17 protein-coding genes, 1 tRNA gene and 1 riboswitch are annotated in these 20,646 nt (G+C 42.2%); of the genes, 15 read left to right on the top strand and 3 right to left on the bottom strand.

Features of this window, described 5'->3' with window-relative positions:
* The first annotated feature begins 10 nt into the window (after positions 1-10).
* The 4 genes from murA (at position 11) to D8801_RS03130 (ending at position 3,811) form a co-directional block, all read left to right on the top strand.
* Complete coding sequence (murA, locus tag D8801_RS03145; protein WP_125847806.1) at positions 11-1,294, top strand: UDP-N-acetylglucosamine 1-carboxyvinyltransferase; 1,284 nt, start codon at positions 11-13, stop codon at positions 1,292-1,294.
* Entirely contained in the window at positions 1,281-1,475 is a 195-nt protein-coding gene (locus D8801_RS03140; RefSeq protein WP_125847804.1) for a DNA-directed RNA polymerase subunit beta, read from the top strand. Before murA ends, D8801_RS03140 begins: the two co-directional genes overlap by 14 nt.
* Before the next feature lie 40 nt (positions 1,476-1,515).
* Positions 1,516-2,340, top strand: a complete 825-nt coding sequence (locus D8801_RS03135) for a DNA/RNA non-specific endonuclease (RefSeq protein WP_125847802.1) — start codon at positions 1,516-1,518, stop codon at positions 2,338-2,340.
* Between the two features lie 139 nt (positions 2,341-2,479).
* Positions 2,480-3,811 (top strand): hemolysin family protein, encoded by a 1,332-nt coding sequence (locus D8801_RS03130; RefSeq protein WP_125847800.1) that lies wholly within the window; start codon positions 2,480-2,482, stop codon positions 3,809-3,811.
* Positions 3,812-3,958: 147 nt separating this feature from the next.
* On the opposite strand, the gene D8801_RS03125 is transcribed toward D8801_RS03130, so the two are convergent.
* Positions 3,959-4,029 (bottom strand) — tRNA-Cys (locus tag D8801_RS03125).
* A gap of 304 nt (positions 4,030-4,333) precedes the next feature.
* Between D8801_RS03125 and D8801_RS03120 the strand changes: the two genes are divergently transcribed.
* From D8801_RS03120 to D8801_RS03100, 5 genes are all read left to right on the top strand, one after another.
* Positions 4,334-6,313: a peptide ABC transporter substrate-binding protein gene (locus D8801_RS03120; protein WP_125847798.1), complete on the top strand. Its 1,980-nt coding sequence runs from the start codon at positions 4,334-4,336 to the stop codon at positions 6,311-6,313.
* A 66-nt stretch (positions 6,314-6,379) separates the two neighbouring features.
* Positions 6,380-7,876, top strand: coding sequence for an ABC transporter permease (locus tag D8801_RS03115; protein ID WP_125847797.1), 1,497 nt, complete (start codon positions 6,380-6,382; stop codon positions 7,874-7,876).
* Positions 7,876-8,802 (top strand): oligopeptide ABC transporter permease OppC, encoded by a 927-nt coding sequence (gene oppC, locus D8801_RS03110; RefSeq protein WP_125847796.1) that lies wholly within the window; start codon positions 7,876-7,878, stop codon positions 8,800-8,802. Before D8801_RS03115 ends, oppC begins: the two co-directional genes overlap by 1 nt.
* Positions 8,803-8,810: 8 nt before the next feature.
* A complete protein-coding gene (locus tag D8801_RS03105) occupies positions 8,811-9,878 on the top strand; it encodes an ABC transporter ATP-binding protein (protein ID WP_125847795.1) in 1,068 nt (355 codons plus the stop codon).
* Positions 9,879-9,888: 10 nt separating this feature from the next.
* Positions 9,889-10,818: an ATP-binding cassette domain-containing protein gene (locus tag D8801_RS03100; protein WP_001291315.1), complete on the top strand. Its 930-nt coding sequence runs from the start codon at positions 9,889-9,891 to the stop codon at positions 10,816-10,818.
* Positions 10,819-10,906: 88 nt separating this feature from the next.
* Here D8801_RS03100 and D8801_RS03095 read toward each other — a convergent pair whose 3' ends face one another.
* Together D8801_RS03095 and trkA are read right to left on the bottom strand one after the other, a co-directional pair.
* Positions 10,907-12,346: a TrkH family potassium uptake protein gene (locus D8801_RS03095; protein ID WP_125847794.1), complete on the bottom strand. Its 1,440-nt coding sequence runs from the start codon at positions 12,344-12,346 to the stop codon at positions 10,907-10,909.
* A gap of 3 nt (positions 12,347-12,349) precedes the next feature.
* Positions 12,350-13,699: a Trk system potassium transporter TrkA gene (gene trkA, locus D8801_RS03090; protein ID WP_125847792.1), complete on the bottom strand. Its 1,350-nt coding sequence runs from the start codon at positions 13,697-13,699 to the stop codon at positions 12,350-12,352.
* A gap of 401 nt (positions 13,700-14,100) precedes the next feature.
* On the opposite strand from trkA, the gene D8801_RS03080 reads away from it, so the two are divergent.
* From D8801_RS03080 to pheT, 6 genes are all read left to right on the top strand, one after another.
* Complete coding sequence (locus tag D8801_RS03080) at positions 14,101-14,604, top strand: tRNA (cytidine(34)-2'-O)-methyltransferase (protein ID WP_125847790.1); 504 nt, start codon at positions 14,101-14,103, stop codon at positions 14,602-14,604.
* Positions 14,605-14,644: 40 nt separating this feature from the next.
* Positions 14,645-14,863, top strand: a riboswitch (FMN riboswitch).
* Positions 14,864-15,016: 153 nt separating this feature from the next.
* Positions 15,017-15,580 carry an ECF transporter S component gene (locus D8801_RS03075; protein WP_125847787.1) on the top strand — a complete coding sequence of 188 codons (564 nt, stop codon included), beginning with the start codon at positions 15,017-15,019 and terminating at the stop codon, positions 15,578-15,580.
* Complete coding sequence (locus D8801_RS03070; protein ID WP_125847785.1) at positions 15,570-16,220, top strand: phosphatase PAP2 family protein; 651 nt, start codon at positions 15,570-15,572, stop codon at positions 16,218-16,220. Before D8801_RS03075 ends, D8801_RS03070 begins: the two co-directional genes overlap by 11 nt.
* Positions 16,221-16,247: 27 nt before the next feature.
* Positions 16,248-16,667 carry a chromosome partitioning protein ParB gene (locus D8801_RS03065; RefSeq protein ID WP_125847784.1) on the top strand — a complete coding sequence of 140 codons (420 nt, stop codon included), beginning with the start codon at positions 16,248-16,250 and terminating at the stop codon, positions 16,665-16,667.
* 311 nt (positions 16,668-16,978) lie between these two features.
* The gene (pheS, locus tag D8801_RS03060) at positions 16,979-18,025 is read left to right on the top strand and encodes a phenylalanine--tRNA ligase subunit alpha (protein ID WP_125847782.1); all 1,047 of its coding nucleotides are present in this window, start codon (positions 16,979-16,981) and stop codon (positions 18,023-18,025) included.
* Between the two features lie 128 nt (positions 18,026-18,153).
* Positions 18,154-20,559: a phenylalanine--tRNA ligase subunit beta gene (gene pheT, locus D8801_RS03055; protein ID WP_125847780.1), complete on the top strand. Its 2,406-nt coding sequence runs from the start codon at positions 18,154-18,156 to the stop codon at positions 20,557-20,559.
* The last annotated feature ends 87 nt before the right edge of the window (positions 20,560-20,646 follow it).

Here is a 20,646-nt window from a genome sequence, read left to right as displayed (position 1 = left end):
GGAAACAACTATGGAAAAAATTGTGGTTCAAGGCGGAGATAATCGTCTGGTCGGGAGTGTGACCATCGAGGGAGCAAAGAATGCAGTCTTGCCCTTGTTGGCAGCGACTATTCTAGCAAGCAAGGGTAAGACAGTCTTGCAGAATGTTCCAATCTTGTCAGATGTTTTCACCATGAATCAAGTGGTTCGAGGTCTGAATGCCAAGGTGGACTTTGATGAGGAAGCTCATGTTGTCGAGGTCGATGCGACTGGAGATATCACGGAGGAAGCTCCGTATAAGTATGTTAGCAAGATGCGGGCATCGATCGTTGTCTTGGGACCAATCCTTGCTCGTGTAGGCCATGCCAAGGTATCCATGCCAGGTGGTTGCACCATTGGGAGTCGTCCGATTGATCTCCACCTCAAGGGTTTGGAAGCTATGGGGGCTAAGATTACCCAGACAGCTGGTTACATCGAAGCCAAGGCCGAACGTCTGCACGGCGCTCATATCTACATGGACTTTCCTAGTGTCGGCGCAACACAAAACCTGATGATGGCAGCGACTCTAGCTGATGGTGTGACAGTGATAGAAAATGCTGCGCGTGAGCCGGAAATTGTTGACCTTGCTATCCTTCTTAATGAAATGGGAGCCAAGGTCAAGGGAGCTGGTACCGAAACAATTACAGTGACTGGTGTCGAGGAACTCCATGGAACAACTCATAATGTGGTACAGGACCGTATCGAAGCTGGAACCTTTATGGTTGCGACAGCCATGACTGGTGGCGATGTCCTCGTTCGAGATGCAGTCTGGGAGCATAATCGCCCCTTGATTGCCAAACTTCTTGAAATGGGAGTTGAGGTGACGGAGGAGTCGGAAGGTATTCGTGTCCGTTCTCAACTGGAGAATCTCAAAGCTGTTCATGTAAAAACCTTGCCACACCCAGGATTTCCAACAGATATGCAGGCGCAATTTACAGCTCTGATGACTGTCGCAAAAGGGGAATCAACCATGGTGGAAACTGTGTTTGAGAATCGCTTCCAACATCTGGAGGAAATGCGTCGTATGGGCTTGCACTCGGAGATTATCCGTGATACAGCTCGTATTGTCGGAGGACAGGCTTTACAGGGGGCAGAAGTTCTATCAACGGACCTTCGTGCCAGCGCGGCCTTGATTCTGACAGGTTTAGTAGCGCAAGGGGAGACAGTTGTCGGTAAATTAGTCCACCTTGATAGAGGTTACTACCGCTTCCATGAGAAGCTAGCTCAGCTAGGAGCGAAGATTCAGCGGATTGAGGCAAATGATGAAGAAGAATAAAAATATACGTTATGTAGTCCGTCACTTACTGTTGATTTTTATCGTACTCTTGCTGGGACTCCTTGCTTTAGGAATCGGCTTAATGATTGGCTACGGGATTCTAGGAAAGGGACAGGATCCATGGGCGATTTTGTCTCCAGCGAAATGGCAAGAATTGATTAGTAAATTTACAGGAAATTAGGCTGGGAGACCAGTCTTTTTCTAGAGATATAAGGAGAGATATGGACAAGAAAACAAGACAAGCTCTGATAGGGCTACTCATATTCTTACTATTATCTGCTGGTAGCTATTACATCAAGCAGATGCAGTCAGCGCCAAACACCCCTAAAACTAAGGTTAGCCAGAAAAGACAAGCTTCAGAAGCTCCTAATCAGGAGTTGGCAGAGAGTGTCTTAACCGAGTCAATCAAGAACCAAATAAAAGGTGGTCTAGAATGGAATGGGGCAGGTGCCTTTGTCGTAAATGGCAATAAAACCAATCTAGATGCCAAAGTTTCTAGCAAACCCTATGCGGATAATAAAATAAAACCGGTTGGAAAAGAAACAGTTCCAACTGTTGCCAATGCTCTCTTATCCAAAGCGACTCGGCAGTATAAGAATCGTGAAGAGACTGGAAATGGATCTACTTCTTGGACGCCACCAGGATGGCATCAGATTAAGAATCTAAAGGGGACCTATACACATGCAGTTGATAGAGGACACCTGCTGGGCTATGCCTTGATAGGTGGTTTGGATGGTTTTGATGCCTCTACCAGCAATCCCAAGAACATTGCAGTCCAGACAGCTTGGGCCAACCAAGCGCAGGCTGAGGATTCGACAGGCCAGAACTATTATGAGAGTTTGGTTAGAAAAGCCTTGGATCAAAATAAGAGGGTTCGTTACCGCGTGACACTCCACTATGCGACAAATGAGGATCTAGTTCCATCCGCTTCACAAATTGAAGCCAAGTCTTCAGATGGTGAATTGGAATTCAACGTCCTAATCCCAAATGTTCAAAAGGGGATCCAGCTTGATTATCGAACGGGTCAAGTCACGGTGACAAACTAGAAACAATCTACAAAAGAACAAAAATTGCTCCCTTGTCTGTTAGTGATAAGGGAGCGATCGTGCAAATTAGAAAATAATGTGATTCCTAGGCTAATTTATGATATAATGGAACACAAGATACTATTTTAGGAGAAAGACCATGGAAGACCCGAGCAGTCAGGATTTGTTACTGCAATTTGTACTTTTAGTTGTATTGACCTTTTTAAATGCCTTTTTCTCAGCCACCGAAATGGCGATGGTGTCACTAAATCGTGCCCGAGTAGAGCAAAAGGCAGAAGAGGGAGACAAACGTTACGGTCGTTTGTTAAAGGTACTTGAAAATCCTAATCACTTTTTATCAACGATTCAAGTTGGTATCACCTTGATTACCATCTTGTCAGGGGCCAAATTGGCGGATACCCTTGGACAAGTGATCGCATCTTGGATGGGAAGCGGAGAGACGGCTTACGCCATTGCAAGTTTTCTCTCTTTGGCAATCTTGACCTATATCTCCATTGTTTTTGGTGAGCTCTATCCTAAGCGGATTGCCCTCAATCTGAAAGATGCTTTGGCGATTCGAACAGCACCAATTATTATTGGTCTTGGAAAGATTGTAAGTCCCTTTGTCTGGCTGTTATCTGCTTCAACTAATTTATTGAGTCGTGTGACGCCAATGACCTTTGATGATGCTGATGAAAAGATGACACGTGATGAAATAGAGTACATGTTGACTAAGAGCGAGGAAACCTTGGACGCAGACGAAATCGAGATGTTACAAGGGATTTTCTCTCTAGATGAGCTGATGGCGAGAGAAGTCATGGTTCCTCGGACAGATGCCTTTATGGTGGATATTCAGGATGATAGTCAAACTATTATCCAAAGTATTCTAAAGCAAAATTTCTCACGTATTCCTGTTTATGATGGGGATAAGGACAATGTGATTGGTTTGATTCATACCAAGCGTTTGCTAAACGCTGCCTATGCAGATGGCTTTGAAAATATTGTCTGGAAGAAGATCTTACAAGATCCACTCTTTGTCCCTGAAACTATTTTTGTGGATGACTTGCTAAAAGAATTGCGAAATACCCAAAGACAAATGGCCATTTTGCTCGATGAATATGGTGGTATGGCTGGTTTGGTAACTCTGGAAGATCTCCTAGAGGAAATCGTCGGCGAAATTGATGATGAAACGGACAGAGCAGAAATCGAAGTCCATCAAATCGGTGAGGATACCTATATTGCACAAGGAACCATGAATCTTAACGACTTCAACGATTACTTTGGCGTTGAACTAGAAAGCGATGATGTGGATACTATCGCCGGTTATTATTTGACGGGTGTTGGTACGATCCCAACAACTGAAAAAATTAGTTATGAATTGGTCAGCCAAAACAAACAAATCGTCCTAACCAATGATAAGGTGAAAAATGGGCGTGTTACCAAGGTAAAAGTTCAAATCACCGAATTAGAACCCGAAGAAGAAATCGAGTAAAACAGTGATTTTCGTCACTGTTTTTTTATTCGCCCTAAATTCGCCCCAAAAGATTTTCAAAGTTATCCTTATTTATCCGAAAAAAACAAAAAAGCCCGATTTTTTGGGCTTTTCATTTGGTTAATTCCTGTTATTTCAGGTACTGAAAGGCGGTAGACGGATTTGAACCGACGATCAAGCTTTTGCAGAGCCGTGCCTTACCACTTGGCTATACCGCCTCAACGTTTAATATTATACCTTGAAAATGATTCTACGTCAATAGTTTCTTAATCGAAAATCCAATTTAGAAGCTTGTCCTTTCTGACTGGGTAGAAAAATGGGGAGAGGAAACCTGAAAATCAGGCTTTATGGACATTAGGTTTGCCTTATGACTCGATAAATAGCAAACAAAGAATAAAGAAATTTGACAAATGAAAGTTTTTTGTGGATACACGCCTAAATATTCTGAAAATTCGTTTACTTTTTGAGAAATCTATGGTATAATTGGCAATAAGCCTAAATTTTTTAAGAGGAGTTACATACATGAAAAAAAGTAGAGTATTTGTTACAGCAGGGATTGCTTTGCTGGCAACTGGCGTTCTCGCTGCTTGCGGTTCTTCAAAATCATCTGATTCAACAGCTCCAAAATCCTATGGTTATGTTTATACAGCTGATCCGGAAACTTTGGATTACCTCATTTCAGGGAAACAAAGTACTAAGGTTGCCACTTCAAATGGTATCGATGGTCTCTTCACAAATGACAAGTATGGGAACCTAGTCCCTGCAATTGCAGAAGACTGGTCAGTTTCAAAAGATGGGTTGACTTATACCTACAAGATTCGTAAAGGTGTTAAATGGATGACATCTGATGGCGAAGAATATGCTGAAGTGACAGCGAAAGACTTTGTAAATGGCTTGAAACACGCAGCTGACAATAAATCAGCAGCTAAGTATCTAGCAGAAGATTCAGTTAAAGGTCTAGCTGACTATATAGCTGGAAACAATAAAGACTTTGCTTCAGTCGGTGTAAAAGCGGTTGATGATTATACCCTTGAATACACTTTGAACAAACCCGAACCATACTGGAACTCTAAGATGGCCTACTCAATCTTCTGGCCATTGAACGAAGAATTTGAAAAATCAAAAGGATCTGACTTTGGTAAAGCGACTGACCCTACATCATTGCTTTACAATGGACCATTCTTGCTGAGAGGTTTGACTGCTAAGTCATCTATCGAATTTGTGAAGAATGAAAACTATTGGGATAAAGATAATGTTCACATTGATAAAGTAACACTTGCCTACTATGATGGTTCAGACCAAGAATCAATTGAACGTAACTTTACAAGTGGAGCTTATAGCTATGCTCGTCTTTACCCAACAAGTTCAAATTACTCTAAGGTAGAAGAAACATACAAAGACAATATCTACTACACTCCATCAGGTCCTGGTATTGGTGGTTTGGGTGTGAATATTGACCGTCAAGGTTATAAATACACTTCTAAGACAACTGACGAAGAGAAGACTTCTACTAAGAAAGCTCTTCTTAACAAGGACTTCCGTCAGGCCTTGAACTTTGCCTTTGACCGTACTTCTTACTCAGCGCAAATCAATGGTAAAGAAGGTGCTCCTCTTGCAGTTCGTAACCTCTTTGTGAAACCAGGTTTTGTCTCTGCAGGCGAAAAAACTTTCGGTGACTTGGTAACTGAAAAGATGGCTACTTACGGTGATGAGTGGAAGAATGTAAACTTTGCGGATGGTCAAGATGGACTCTTCAACGCCGATAAAGCCAAAGCTGAATTTGCCAAAGCTAAAACTGCATTGGAAGCAGAAGGTGTGAAATTCCCTATTCACTTGGATATTCCAGTAGATCAATCATCTAAAAACTATATTGCACGTATTCAATCTTTCAAACAATCAGTTGAAACAGTACTTGGTGAAGAAAACGTAGTTATCGATATCCAACAAATTACTGCAGATGAACTACAGAATATTACTTACTACGCAGCTAGCGCAGCGGCAGAAGATTGGGATCTCTCAGGTGCTGTTGGATGGAACCCAGACTATGAAGATCCATCAACTTACCTTGATATCTTAAAAACAACGAATGCTGAACAAACAAAAACATACATGGGTTATGAAGGTGCAGGTAACGCTGCAGCAGCTCAAGTTGGTTTGAAAGACTACGATAAGCTAGTTGATGAAGCTGCTAAAGAAACAAGCGACTTGAATGTTCGTTTTGAAAAATACGCGGCTGCTCAAGCTTGGTTGACAGATAGCTCACTCTTCTTGCCAGCTATGTCATCAAGTGGTGCTGCACCAATCATTTCTCGTGTTGTACCATTCACAGCATCATACAGCCAGTCTGGAGATAAGGGCTCAGATGTATACTTCAAGTATATTCAGTTACAAGACAAGGTTGTAACAAAAGTTGACTATGAACAAGCTCGTGAAAAATGGCTCAAAGAGAAAAAAGAATCAAACGAAAAAGTTCAAAAAGAATTGGCTAATCACGTTAAATAAATAACTCTCAAGAGAACTTTCTCTCCATGAGGAGAAGGTTCTTTTGGGATTTTAAAAGGAAACGATATGAAGAAATATATTTTTATGCGTGTATTGCGTTCATTGGTGTCTATCTTCTTGGTGACAACCTTGACCTACACGATTATCTATACGATGGTTCCGCGAAAACTGATTTTCAAGCAGGATACCAACTATAACAAGATTGCAACGACGCCTGATAAACGGGACAATTATGAAAATACTGTTTATGAGCGGATGGGCTATATCGAGTATTACGATACCAAGGAGTTGCAAGAAAAAGCGAGCACAATGGACTCATCTGTAACAGTGGATGCCAATGATACTAATAAGGCAATTTACGAAAAATACATCAACAAACTAGGGAATGGTTGGACACTCGGTGTATTCTCAGAAAGTGGTCAATTCTATGCTACGCGTGAAATTCCAATTTTTGAACGTGTTTTCAAATTCTACTCGAACTTGCTCGACATTGATCATACAAACAAGATTCAAGACCCTGAAAATCCAAACTTGGAACGCTATCTTCGTTTTGAAAATGACCCTGCTATTGGTTGGTCATTGGTTGGTTCAGGTACAAAACATAAATACCTTTTGTATTTCAATAATCAATTCCCATTTGTACACCAAAACTTTGTGAACATTAACTTGGGAGACTCTTACCCAACTTATGCGAACACACCAGTGCTTCAAGTTATCACACAGGGTCAGGGACAAACCAAGACATCAGAAGTTCAATTCCCTACGGGTAAAAAGACTTCCTCTGTAGATATTTACTCTCGTACCTACAAGTCACCAAGTCAAGCAGATGCGCGTGAGGTAGCTAACTATGGTAAAGACGATCCATATACAGCTACAGAAAGCAATTATCAATATCCATCAATGATTGCAAGCTCGGCTGTTGCTGGTTTGATCGGTTTGATTATTTCTTATGCTATCGCAATTCCTCTTGGATCTGCTATGGCTCGCCACAAGAATACTTGGATTGATAGTTTCTCTACAGGTGCTCTAACCTTCTTGCTTGCCCTTCCAACGATCGCTTTGGTTTACATCGTGCGCTTGATTGGATCATCTATCGGTCTGCCAGACTCATTCCCTATCTTGGGGGCTGGAGATTGGCGTTCCTATGTCTTGCCTGCAGTCATTCTAGGTTTATTGGGAGCACCAAGTACAGCTATCTGGATTCGTCGTTATATGATTGACTTGCAATCTCAAGATTTCGTTCGATTTGCTCGTGCAAAAGGACTGTCTGAAAAAGAAATTTCAAATAAACACATCTTTAAAAATGCCATGGTTCCTTTGGTTTCGGGTATTCCTGGTGCCGTAATTGGAGTTATTGGTGGTGCAACATTGACAGAAACAGTCTTCGCCTTCCCAGGTATGGGTAAAATGTTGATCGACTCTGTTAAGGCATCCAACAACTCAATGGTAGTTGGTCTCGTCTTCATCTTCACATGTATTTCTATCTTCTCACTCTTTGTAGGAGATATCTGGATGACCATGCTTGATCCACGTATTAAATTAACAGAGAAAGGAGGCAAATAATGTCAACAATCGGAAAAGAAAAATTTCAGTTCGTAAAACGTGACGATTTTGCCTCTGAAACAATTGACGCCCCTGCCTATTCATACTGGGGTTCTGTATTTAGACAATTTCTAAAGAAAAAATCAACAGTCATTATGTTGGGGATTTTGGTAGCCATTATCCTGATGAGCTTTATTTATCCAATGTTCTCAAACTTTGACTTTAACGATGTAAGTAAGGTCAATGACTTTTCTGCTCGTTTTATCAAGCCCAATGCTGAACATTGGTTTGGTACAGATAGCAATGGTAAATCCTTGTTTGATGGGGTTTGGTTTGGTGCGCGTAACTCTATCCTCATCTCTGTAATTGCAACTTTTATCAACCTTGTAATTGGGGTTATTGTTGGTGGAATCTGGGGAATTTCAAAATCTGTAGACCGCATCATGATGGAAGTTTATAACATTATTTCAAACATTCCATCTCTCTTGATTGTCATTGTCTTGACTTACTCAATTGGTGCTGGTTTCTGGAATTTGATTTTTGCCATGAGTGTGACAACTTGGATTGGGATTGCTTATATGATTCGTATCCAAATCATGCGTTACCGTGACTTGGAATACAACCTTGCTTCTCAAACACTTGGAACACCAACCTTTAAAATCATCGTTAAAAACATCATGCCGCAATTGGTATCTGTTATTGTTTCTACGATGACCTTGATGTTGCCAAGCTTCATCTCTTATGAAGCCTTCCTTTCCTTCTTTGGATTGGGATTGCCTGTAACAGTGCCAAGTTTGGGACGTTTGATCTCAGATTACTCACAAAACGTTACGACCAACGCTTACTTGTTCTGGATTCCGTTGACAACCTTGATCTTGGTATCCCTATCTCTTTTCGTTGTTGGTCAAAACCTAGCGGACGCTAGTGATCCACGTACACATAGATAGGAGTAGACATGACAAAAGAAAATAATGTAATTTTGACTGCTCGTGATATTGTCGTGGAATTTGATGTTCGTGACAAAGTTCTGACGGCTATCCGAGGAGTTTCTCTGGACCTGATTGAAGGAGAAGTTCTTGCCTTGGTAGGTGAGTCCGGTTCTGGTAAATCTGTTTTAACAAAAACCTTTACAGGGATGTTAGAAGACAATGGACGTATTGCCCAAGGAAGCATCGACTATCGTGGACAAGACTTGACTGCTCTTACTTCTAACAAGGAATGGGAGAAGATTCGTGGTGCTAAAATTGCGACCATCTTCCAAGATCCAATGACAAGCTTGGACCCAATCAATACAATCGGTAGCCAAATCACTGAAGTTATCATTAAACACCAAGGGAAAACAGCTAAGGAAGCCAAAGAAATGGCAATCGACTATATGAACAAGGTCGGAATTCCAGACGCTGAAAAACGTTTTGACGAGTATCCTTTCCAATATTCTGGAGGGATGCGCCAACGTATCGTTATTGCGATTGCCCTTGCCTGTCGTCCAGATATCTTGATCTGTGACGAGCCGACTACGGCCCTTGACGTAACCATTCAAGCGCAAATCATTGATTTGCTTAAAACCTTGCAAAATGAGTACCATTTTACCATTATCTTTATCACCCATGACCTTGGTGTGGTAGCAAGTATTGCCGATAAGGTAGCAGTTATGTATGCTGGTGAAATTGTAGAATACGGTACTGTTGAGGAAGTCTTCTACGACCCACGTCATCCATACACTTGGAGTCTCTTGTCTAGCTTGCCTCAGCTTGCTGATGATAAAGGGGAATTGTACTCTATCCCAGGAACACCACCATCTCTTTATACTGAGTTGAAAGGTGATGCCTTTGCCCTTCGTTCAGATTATGCGATGCAAATTGACTTTGAAGAGAAAGCACCTAAGTTTTCAGTCACTGATACCCACTGGGCTAAGACTTGGTTGCTTCATGAGAATGCTCCTAAAGTTGAAAAACCTGGGGTCATTGCAGATTTGCATGACAAAATTCGTGATAAAATGGGCTTTGCTCATCTAGAAGACTAGGAGGAAGGAAATGTCTGAAAAATTAGTAGAAATTAAAGATTTAGAAATTTCCTTCGGTGAAGGAAGTAAGAAGTTTGTGGCGGTTAAAAACGCCAACTTCTTTATCAACAAAGGAGAAACCTTCTCTCTTGTAGGTGAGTCTGGTAGTGGGAAAACAACGATTGGTCGTGCCATCATTGGTTTAAATAACACTAGTAAAGGTGAGATTATCTTTGATGGCCAGAAAATCAATGGGAAAAAATCTCATAAGGAATCAGCAGACTTAATCCGTCGTATCCAGATGATTTTCCAGGACCCTGCAGCCAGCTTGAATGAGCGTGCGACAGTTGACTATATCATCTCTGAAGGTCTTTACAACTACCACTTGTTTAAAGATGAAGAAGATCGAAAAGAAAAAGTTCAAAAGATGATTCATGAAGTTGGACTTTTGAAAGAACACTTGACCCGTTATCCACACGAGTTTTCTGGTGGTCAACGTCAGCGTATCGGGATTGCCCGTGCCCTTGTGATGGAACCTGATTTCGTTATTGCGGATGAGCCAATTTCAGCCTTGGACGTATCAGTGCGTGCGCAAGTTTTGAACTTGCTCAAGAAGTTCCAAAAAGAGTTGGGCTTGACTTATCTCTTTATCGCGCATGACTTGTCAGTTGTTCGCTTTATCTCAGATCGTATCGCAGTTATCTATAAGGGAGTTATCGTCGAAGTGGCGGAGACAGAGGAATTGTTTAACAATCCTGTCCACCCATATACTCAGGCGCTTCTATCTGCTGTACCGATTCCAGATCCAATCTTGGAACGCAAGAAGGTCTTGAAAGTTTACGATCCTGACCAACATGACTATGAGACAGATAAGCCATCTATGGTAGAAATTCGTCCAGGTCACTATGTTTGGGCTAACCAAGCGGAAGTTGCTCGATACAAAGAAGCACTTAAAAAATAAACAGATTAGGAGAGGACCGAAAGGTCTTCTCATTTTTAATAGAAAAATTCCCCTTCTACTAGCTTGTAAAAGGGGAATTGTATTATAATTAGAGTTTAGACCAAGTGCGTTTCATAAAGAGTAGCAAAATGGGGTATATCTCTAAGCGACCCGCAATCATTGCAAATGAAAGCAGGATTTTAGAGATGGGACTAAAGATGGCAAAACTAGAGGTTGTACCTAGAATAGGTCCGATATTGTTAAAACAGCTGAAGACAGCACTGGTCACGACTAGAAAATCATTGCTATCAAGACTGACGATAAAGATGAGAGAGAGTATAATCATCACGTAGATGGCAAAATATTTAAGAATCTTGTGCTGGGTATCTTTATCAATCACGGTTTTATTGACATGTAGAGTCAAGACACGGTGAGGGGATAAAATAGATAAAATCTGATTTTTGGCAATTTTTGTGAGGATGAGTCCACGGATAATTTTGAGACCACCTGCAGTTGAACCAGCTGAGCCACCGATTCCCATGAGGAAGAGGAGGATAAACTGGGAGAAGAGAGGCCAGTTGGTAATATCTCCGTAACCAAAACCTGTTGTCGTGATGATATTGGAAACCTGGAAGAGAGCCATCTCAAAACTCTTAGAGACACCTTGGTAAAGGTGGAGGGTATTGAGAGTAATCAAACCTGTAGACACGAGGACAATAATGACATAAGCCCGCAGTTCTTCATCTCCAAAGAAGGCCCTGACCCGACGGAGCATGAGGTAGTAGTAGAGATTAAAGTTAACCCCAAAAACCAGAACTCCGATACTAACTAGATAGGTGATGAGTGAGCTACCATAGTGGGCAATTCCATCGTTGTAGACGGTGAATCCTCCTGTACCAGCTGTTCCCATAGCGATGACAAAACTATCATAGAGAGGCATGCCTGCTAGGTAGTAGATAACCACAAAAAGGGAGAAGAGAGCCAGATAAAGCAGATAGAGAATCTGGGCAGTGTTTTTTAGCTTGGATACGACCTTGCCAAAGACAGGCCCAGGTACCTCTGCTTTCATCACCTCCAAGTGACTATTCTTAGCATTGTCCATAATAGCAAGCGCAAAGACGAGTACTCCCATCCCTCCAATCAAGTGGGTAAAGCTTCGCCAGAAGAGGAGAGAACGACTGAGAGCTGAAACATCGTTCAGAATAGTAGCACCAGTCGTTGTGAAACCAGAACTAATTTCAAAGAAGGCATCGATAACACTTGGGATTTGTCCTGAAAAGACAAAGGGGAGGCTACCAAAGAAAGACCAGAGAATCCAACAGAGGGCAACGATTAGGACACCCTCCTTGGCATAAATCCGTTGATTTTTTGGTTTTCGTAAGACTCCCAGCCCACCGAGAAGGACTAAAATTCCAATCGTTGTAAAGAGAGCTGTGAATACTTGACTGGATTCTTGGTAATAGATCGCTACACTCACAGGCACTAGGAGAAGAACAGCCTCAATCAAGAGAAGTTTTGAGAGGAGGTAACGAATCATACTTTTATTCATTTTTTACCTCTCAATCAAATCATAAATTTTGGTGATGTTCGGCAATAAGGTCGTCACGAGCAACTTGTCTCCTACCTCAAGCATATCTTCTCCAGTAGGGAAGATTGTTTTTCCTTTTCGGATAATGGCTGCGATGAGAACCCCTTTTTTCAATTTCAACTGTGATAGAGGTTTGGCAGTCATTTTATTAGCTTCCTTGATATGGAATTGGAGGGTTTCAATTTGACCGTTTGCTAGATGGTGCATGGCTTGAAGGTCTGAGTACTGAGCGTTTACTCGACCACGGATAAAGTGCATAATGGTATCCACTGCGATGATTTTGGGTGTGATGATACTTGAAAAATCAGGCGCATGGATAATTTCTAGGAGGCTGGTCCGGTTGACCTTGGTGATATTCTTATGGACGCCAACACGGTCAAGAAACATAGAAGTGATGATATTTTCCTCATCAACTCCAGTCAATGTTGCGACTGCATCATAGTGGGGAGCACTTTCTTCTAGTAATATGTCTTTTGCAGTTCCATCTCCCTGAACAATATAGAGATTAGGGAATTTTTCACTAAAGAAACGAGCTCTTTCAGGATTAATTTCGATAACCTTGATATCAATGCGACTGTCTTTTAAAATGCCAAGTAGATAATAAGCAATTTTTCCAGCTCCAACGATAAGCAAACTTTTCACTGCACGCGATTTGAAATAGTTGTGGAAAAGCATCATATCTACACGATTTCCCGTAACAAAAATCCGATCCTTGTCCTGGATGGTAACATCACCACTTGGAATCATGAGTTGATGGTCTCTTTCCATAGCACAGACAATGATATTGCCAAATTTTTTACGGAAGTCTGAGATTGGCATTTGACAAAGACCGCTAGAATCTTTGATAACAAACTCCATCAGGCTGACACGACCTCCAGCAAAACGCTCAACTGAGAGGGCATTAGGGAAATCGATGATATTTGAGATGGCACGGGCTGCTAGGAGTTCTGGATTAACTATAAGTGAAAATCCAAGAATATTTTTCTCTTTAAAATAGGCATTAGAGTATTCAGGATTTCGCACCCGAACGATGGTTTCTTTAGCGCCCATTTTTTTGGCAAGAACTGCTGAAATCATGTTCACTTCATCGTATTCAGTTAGAGCGATAAAGATATCACACTCTTGGACACCGGCTTGCTCTAAGATAGTAAAGTCGGCACCATTTCCAAGGAGTCCCATGATGTCAAAGCGACTGACAATATGGTTGAGGACAGCCTCATCTTGTTCTATGAGGACAACGTCATGTTTTTCTGCAACTAGTGAACGACAGAGGGCAAAACCGACTTTCCCTCCACCAACAAGGACAATTTTCATATAAAAAACCTACTTTTTCATGATGTAACTATCATACCCTTTTTTAGTAAAAAATGCACTTGTCAAGGCGATTTTTAGGGGGAGAAAGGGCTTTTTCAAGTTTTTGAAGATAAATATGCTTAACTTCTATAACAACGTCTCTGACTTGAAGTGATTTTACTCTTTTACTATCCCTTTTCAGAAATGGAATGACCGAACATGAAAATATCATCAAAAAAAGTAAAAAAATCAAGTCGTTTCTATTGACATTGATTCTGAAAGTGTTATACTAAGAAAGTAGTTTCGCTGATTTACTTCAGACCTGTTGTGAGGTAAGTTAACGATGCCTTAACCACGCTGTTTGCTGAGCTTGACTCCGGGCAGTGTGGCTATTTTTTTGCAATGATAAAAGGAAGCCAATTATGACAAATCACATTGTTTTATTTGAACCTCAGATTCCACAAAATACTGGGAACATCGCGCGCACCTGTGCTGCGACTAATTCTCCCCTCCACATCATCAAGCCAATGGGCTTTCCCATTGATGATCGCAAGATGAAGCGAGCAGGTTTGGATTATTGGGATAAGTTAGAGATTCATTTTTATGATAACTTGGCAGACTTTATGTCTCAGATGAAGGGAAAACTCTATCTGATTTCGAAATTTGCAGAGAAAGTGTATTCTGAGGCAGATTTATCAACTGACGAAGACCATTATTTTCTTTTTGGCCGTGAGGATAAAGGCTTGCCAGAGGACTTTATGCGTGAACATCCAGAGAAAGCTCTCCGTATCCCTATGAATGATGAACATGTTCGCAGTCTCAATGTTTCCAATACGGTCTGTATGATTGTCTATGAGGCTCTTCGTCAGCAACATTTTGCTGGTTTGGAGCTTGTTCATACTTATGAAGTTGATAAATTGAAATAAACAAAACGCTTGCAAATGCAAGCGTTTTTTGTTATGATGAAAAGGTCTTCAGGGCAGGGTGAGATTCCCGACCGGCGGTAAATTTGACTAGCTATTTTGGCTTACTCTTCGTTGTCTTGTCTCGATATACTTTAAGTATTATCTTCGACTGCGACGCCTAGATAAATCTAAAATATCTTAGCCAAATAAGTCCGCGAGCGCAAGCTGATGTGGTGCGATTCCACAACCGACAGTATAGTCTGGATGGGAGAAGACGAAAGAATAGCTTTGTCTGTTCTGATGAGTTTATAGATAAATTGCAACCGCTTGCTCAACAGAGTGAGAGGGAACTTTTGGGATATAAAAAGTGAGAATAGATAGAGGGACCCTTTCCAACTTCTTCTGATTTTATAGAAAATTGGAGGAACCTGTTATGACAAACACACGTCGACTTTCGACCATTGCGATTTTATCAGCCATTTCATTTGTGCTGATGTACTTTGACTTTCCGCTCTTGCCAGCGGCGACCTTCCTCAAGATTGAATTTAGTATCTTGCCAGTCCTTGTGGGCTTGGTGGTGATGGATTTGCCAGCTGCACTAGGAATCCTCTTGCTTCGCTCACTCTTGAAGTTGCTTCTGAATAGCCAAGGAGTGAACACCTACATTGGTTTGCCAATGAATATCGTAGCTTTGGGAGTTTTTGTTATCGCTTTTGGCTTGATTTGGAAAAAGGAACGTAGCACTCTTCGTTTCCTACTAGCATCTCTAGCGGGAACCATCGGATTGACTGCTGCGATGTTGGTTCTCAACTATGTTTATGCTGTTCCTTTGTACGCGCAGTTTGCTAACTTTGATATTGGAAAAATTTTGGGACTTTCCAACTACCTCATGACCATGGTATTACCTTTTAACTTGATTGAAGGTGTAATCTTTGCCGTTTCATTCTGGTTGTTATACGTCCTCTTGAAATCAACCTTAAAACATTATGAGAGATAAACAAACATCTTTAATGAAGGGCAGTTTTGCCCTTTTACTTTTCGTCCTTCTTGGCTATATGGTTAAGTTCTATCCTGAAACGCTGGTCGGTTTTGATCAACCGATTCAGACAGCTATTCGTGGGGACTTGCCAAGTTATTTGACAGTTCTGTTCCGTGCCCTTACGCATTTGATTGATATCCCGGTGATTATCACCTGGGTTGCCATTGCAGCCTTTATCTTTTATCGTAAGCAGTGGAAGATAGAAAGCTACTTCATGGCGGGTAATCTAGCCTTAGCCGGTCTTTTAATCGTGACCTTTAAAAATATTTATCAGCGCCCACGACCAGCTATCTTACACTTAGTCGAGGAGAAGGGATTTTCCTTCCCAAGCGGACATTCTCTGGCTGTAACCTTGATGGTAGGCACTCTGATTGTCATTCTCAGTCAACGGATTAAAGATCCGGTTTGGAGAAAAATTGTGCAAATCGTCCTTGGCTTCTACCTGGCCAGTGTGCTTCTATCTCGGGTCTATCTGGGAGTTCACTACCCATCAGATGTTCTTGGCAGTTTCTGTGTGGGCTTGGGAGTCTTGTTTATCGAGTTTCCCTTCTATGACAAACTCCGTTTCCAATGGCGATTTAAAGGCAAGCAGAAGTGAGTATCAAATTCCTTTGAGGAGAAAGAAATGAAAGTCAATATAACAGATCTCCATCCGACTCAACTATACTTATCAGAAAAGAAGTTACAAGATATCCAGATGCTTTATCAGCCGGAAGAAATGAGCAATGTTGCTCCAATCAGTATTCTTGCGTTCGGAGATTACTTGTTAATTACAGATGGGTATCACAGGGCTTATCAGGCTTTATTGGCAGGTAGGAATACGATTTCTGCTGAGTGGGATAGAGATGGTGGCGACGAACTGTATCATCTCTATGCGCAAGCTTGCGAGGAAAGAAAGATTTACTCTGTCTTTGATTTAAAAGACCGTATCCTAGCTCAAGATGAGTATGAAGCAAAATGGTATAACTGGTGTGATGGTTTTAATCAAGCAGCAACTCTTTTATTGAAAAGGAAAGCAGATGAAACAGACCCTGCAAATAGGTGATGCATTGTGTCTTGTTCCTTTTTATACTGAAATTAGTCTAATCTAACTTGTTTTTTAACTAAAAATCTGATAAACTAAGTAGTAATTGAATAGGAATCCGCAAGACTAGTAACTCAAGGGAAGTATATCAGGGAGGAGAGCCGTGACTGCAAGCTCTCTATATGAAAGCTGGGTGAATTCACTTGCGCATGGATTTAGAAATGAAGGTCTGACTTGTCAGATGAAAACGGATGGTACCGCGTGTCAACGCTCCGAGTGGAGTTTTTGGCATGTGGTTTTCTTTTTATCTACGAGAGACTGATGGAGGAATTATGTCAACTATTGAAGAACAATTAAAAGCGCTTCGAGAAGAAACGCTGGCTAGCTTGAAGCAGATTACTGCTGAAAATGAAAAAGAGATGCAAGACTTACGTGTCTCTGTCCTTGGTAAAAAGGGTTCGCTTACGGAGATTCTTAAAGGGATGAAGGATGTCTCGGCTGAGATGCGCCCAATCATCGGGAAACACGTCAATGAAGCGCGTGATGTCTTGACAGCTGCCTTTGAAGAAACGGCAAAGCTCTTGGAAGAAAAGAAAGTTGCAGCTCAACTAGCAAGTGAGAGCATCGATGTGACACTTCCAGGTCGTCCAGTTGCGACTGGTCACCGTCACGTTTTGACACAAACTAGTGAAGAAATCGAAGATATTTTCATCGGGATGGGTTACCAAGTCGTGGATGGTTTTGAAGTGGAGCAAGACTACTACAACTTTGAGCGTATGAACCTTCCGAAAGATCATCCAGCCCGCGATATGCAGGATACTTTCTACATTACAGAAGAAATCTTGCTTCGTACTCACACGTCTCCGGTTCAGGCTCGTGCCATGGATGCCCATGATTTTTCAAAAGGTCCTTTGAAGATGATTTCGCCAGGGCGTGTGTTCCGTCGTGATACGGATGATGCGACCCACAGTCACCAATTCCACCAAATCGAAGGCTTGGTTGTTGGGAAAAATATCTCTATGGCTGACCTTCAAGGAACGCTTCAGTTGATTGTGCAAAAAATGTTTGGTGAAGAGCGTCAGATCCGTCTGCGTCCATCTTACTTCCCATTCACAGAGCCATCTGTTGAGGTGGATGTTTCCTGCTTCAAGTGTGGCGGAGACGGCTGTAACGTATGTAAGAAAACAGGTTGGATCGAAATCATGGGTGCCGGTATGGTTCACCCACGTGTCCTTGAGATGAGTGGTATCAATGCAACTGTGTACTCTGGTTTTGCCTTTGGTCTTGGTCAAGAGCGTGTAGCCATGCTCCGTTATGGTATCAATGATATCCGTGGCTTCTACCAAGGGGATGTCCGCTTCTCAGAACAGTTTAAATAAGATTGAAACCTGAAACACAGTCCGATACAGTCGCTCACATTTCATATAGCTAAAAAAGAAACGACTGACTCGAAGAAAAAGAAAGGAATTGAAAAGGTCTTACTTGGTGGGATCTTACAATCAGAATTATGTTAGTATCTTATAAATGGTTAAAAGAATTGGTGGACATTGATGTGCCATCACAAGAGTTGGCTGAGAAAATGTCAACTACAGGGATTGAGGTAGAAGGTGTCGAATCACCGGCTGCTGGTCTCTCAAAAATTGTTGTCGGTGAGGTCTTGTCTTGCGAAGATGTGCCAGAAACTCACCTTCATGTTTGTCAGGTTAACGTTGGCGAAGAAGAAGCTCGTCAAATCGTTTGTGGTGCCCCAAATGTGCGTGCTGGTATCAAGGTGATGGTGGCTCTTCCAGGAGCTCGCATAGCTGACAACTACAAAATCAAAAAAGGAAAAATCCGTGGTTTAGAGTCGCTTGGGATGATCTGTTCACTTGGTGAATTGGGGATTTCTGACTCAGTTGTGCCAAAGGAATTTGCAGATGGCATTCAAATCTTGCCTCAAGATGCTGTTCCTGGGGACGAAGTCTTTTCTTACCTAGACTTGGATGATGAAATCATCGAACTTTCTATCACACCAAACCGTGCAGATGCCCTTTCTATGCGGGGCGTAGCGCACGAAGTAGCAGCCATCTATGACAAGGCAGTTAGCTTTAAAGAGTTTTCTCTTGCAGAAACAGACCAAGCCGCTACAGATGCTCTTTCTGTCAGCATTGACACAGACAAGGCACCTTACTATGCAGCTCGTATCTTGGACAATGTGACGATTGCACCAAGTCCACAATGGTTGCAAAATCTCCTTATGAACGAAGGCATCCGTCCGATTAACAATGTCGTAGACGTGACCAACTATATCCTACTCTACTTTGGTCAACCTATGCATGCCTTTGACTTGGATACCTTTGAAGGGACTGACATCCGTGTACGTGAAGCACGTGCTGGTGAGAAATTGGTGACCTTGGACGGTGAAGAACGCGAGTTGGAAGCAAATGACTTAGTCATCACTGTTGCTGACAAGCCAGTCGCCCTTGCGGGTGTCATGGGTGGTCAAGCAACAGAAATCTCTGAAAAATCTAGTCGTGTTGTCCTTGAAGCTGCTGTTTTCAATGGCAAATCTATCCGTAAGACCAGCGGTCGCTTGAATCTTCGTTCTGAGTCGTCTTCTCGCTTTGAAAAAGGGATCAATGTGGCAACAGTCAATGAAGCCCTTGATGCTGCAGCTAGCATGATTGCTGAGCTTGCAGATGCGACGGTGCGTAAAGGTATCGTTTCAGCAGGTGGGCTTGATACCTCTGATGTGGAAGTTTCTTCTACTCTTGCAGACGTTAACCGCGTCCTTGGTACGGAGCTTTCATATGCTGATGTCGAAGATGTCTTCCGTCGTCTTGGCTTTGACCTTTCTGGTAATGCAGAATCATTTACCGTCAGCGTACCCCGTCGTCGCTGGGATATCACCATCGAAGCGGACCTCTTTGAAGAAATCGCTCGTATCTATGGTTATGATCGCTTGCCAACTAGTCTTCCAAAAGATGACGGTACAGCAGGTGAATTGACTGCGACACGAAAACTTCGCCGTCAAGTTCGTACTATCGCTGAAGGGGCAGGCTTGACAGAAATCATCACCTACGCTCTAACAACTCCTGAAAAAGCAGTTGAGTTTACAGCTCAACCAAGTAACCTTACAGAACTCATGTGGCCAATGACTGTGGAACGTTCAGTCCTCCGCCAAAATATGATCTCAGGTATTTTGGATACGGTGGCCTACAACGTGGCTCGTAAGAACAAAAACTTGGCACTTTATGAGATTGGAAAAGTCTTTGAACAAACAGGCAATCCAAAAGAAGACCTACCAAATGAGATCAACAGTTTTGCCTTTGCCTTAACCGGCTTGGTTGCAGAAAAAGATTTCCAAACAGCAGCAGTTCCAGTTGATTTCTTCTATGCTAAGGGAATCTTAGAAGCGCTCTTTACTCGCTTGGGACTCCAAGTAACTTATACAGCAACAGCTGAGATTGCTAGCCTTCACCCAGGCCGTACAGCCGTGATTTCACTCGGCGGCCAAGTTCTTGGTTTCCTTGGCCAAGTGCATCCAGTCACTGCTAAGGCTTACGATATTTCAGAGACTTATGTAGCTGAACTGAACCTTTCAGCCATCGAAGCTGCGCTCCAACCTGCTGCCCCATTTGTGGAAATCACGAAATTCCCAGCAGTCAGCCGTGACGTGGCCCTACTCCTCAAGGCAGAAGTGACTCACCAAGAAGTTGTGGACGCTATCCAAGCTGCAGGCGTGAAACGTTTGACAGATATCAAACTCTTTGACGTTTTCTCAGGTGAGAAATTGGGACTTGGCATGAAGTCAATGGCCTATAGCTTGACCTTCCAAAATCCAGAAGATAGCCTGACCGATGAAGAAGTAGCTCGCTACATGGAAAAAATCCAAGCATCACTCGAAGAAAAAGTGAATGCAGAAGTGCGTTAAACCATCAATCCATCCTTCGGGGTGGATTTTTGCTTTTCAAAATGACAATTCAGGATCAAAAATGAACAATTGGGGAGTAAGAGCACC

The organism is Streptococcus oralis (assembly GCF_003943415.1).
GTDB lineage: Bacteria > Bacillota > Bacilli > Lactobacillales > Streptococcaceae > Streptococcus > Streptococcus oralis_BJ.
Note: the sequence above shows the minus strand (reverse complement) of the source record. Positions and strands in the feature narration are given on the sequence as shown.

What these genes read in the sequence shown, in the direction of transcription:
- murA (WP_125847806.1), top strand. Translation starts at nt 11, where the DNA reads ATGGAAAAAATTGTGGTTCAAGGCGGAGATAATCGTCTGGTCGGGAGT.
- D8801_RS03140 (WP_125847804.1), top strand. Translation starts at nt 1,281, where the DNA reads ATGAAGAAGAATAAAAATATACGTTATGTAGTCCGTCACTTACTGTTG.
- D8801_RS03135 (WP_125847802.1), top strand. Translation starts at nt 1,516, where the DNA reads ATGGACAAGAAAACAAGACAAGCTCTGATAGGGCTACTCATATTCTTA.
- D8801_RS03130 (WP_125847800.1), top strand. Translation starts at nt 2,480, where the DNA reads ATGGAAGACCCGAGCAGTCAGGATTTGTTACTGCAATTTGTACTTTTA.
- D8801_RS03120 (WP_125847798.1), top strand. Translation starts at nt 4,334, where the DNA reads ATGAAAAAAAGTAGAGTATTTGTTACAGCAGGGATTGCTTTGCTGGCA.
- D8801_RS03115 (WP_125847797.1), top strand. Translation starts at nt 6,380, where the DNA reads ATGAAGAAATATATTTTTATGCGTGTATTGCGTTCATTGGTGTCTATC.
- oppC (WP_125847796.1), top strand. Translation starts at nt 7,876, where the DNA reads ATGTCAACAATCGGAAAAGAAAAATTTCAGTTCGTAAAACGTGACGAT.
- D8801_RS03105 (WP_125847795.1), top strand. Translation starts at nt 8,811, where the DNA reads ATGACAAAAGAAAATAATGTAATTTTGACTGCTCGTGATATTGTCGTG.
- D8801_RS03100 (WP_001291315.1), top strand. Translation starts at nt 9,889, where the DNA reads ATGTCTGAAAAATTAGTAGAAATTAAAGATTTAGAAATTTCCTTCGGT.
- D8801_RS03095 (WP_125847794.1), bottom strand. Translation starts at nt 12,346, where the DNA reads ATGAATAAAAGTATGATTCGTTACCTCCTCTCAAAACTTCTCTTGATT.
- trkA (WP_125847792.1), bottom strand. Translation starts at nt 13,699, where the DNA reads ATGAAAATTGTCCTTGTTGGTGGAGGGAAAGTCGGTTTTGCCCTCTGT.
- D8801_RS03080 (WP_125847790.1), top strand. Translation starts at nt 14,101, where the DNA reads ATGACAAATCACATTGTTTTATTTGAACCTCAGATTCCACAAAATACT.
- D8801_RS03075 (WP_125847787.1), top strand. Translation starts at nt 15,017, where the DNA reads ATGACAAACACACGTCGACTTTCGACCATTGCGATTTTATCAGCCATT.
- D8801_RS03070 (WP_125847785.1), top strand. Translation starts at nt 15,570, where the DNA reads ATGAGAGATAAACAAACATCTTTAATGAAGGGCAGTTTTGCCCTTTTA.
- D8801_RS03065 (WP_125847784.1), top strand. Translation starts at nt 16,248, where the DNA reads ATGAAAGTCAATATAACAGATCTCCATCCGACTCAACTATACTTATCA.
- pheS (WP_125847782.1), top strand. Translation starts at nt 16,979, where the DNA reads ATGTCAACTATTGAAGAACAATTAAAAGCGCTTCGAGAAGAAACGCTG.
- pheT (WP_125847780.1), top strand. Translation starts at nt 18,154, where the DNA reads ATGTTAGTATCTTATAAATGGTTAAAAGAATTGGTGGACATTGATGTG.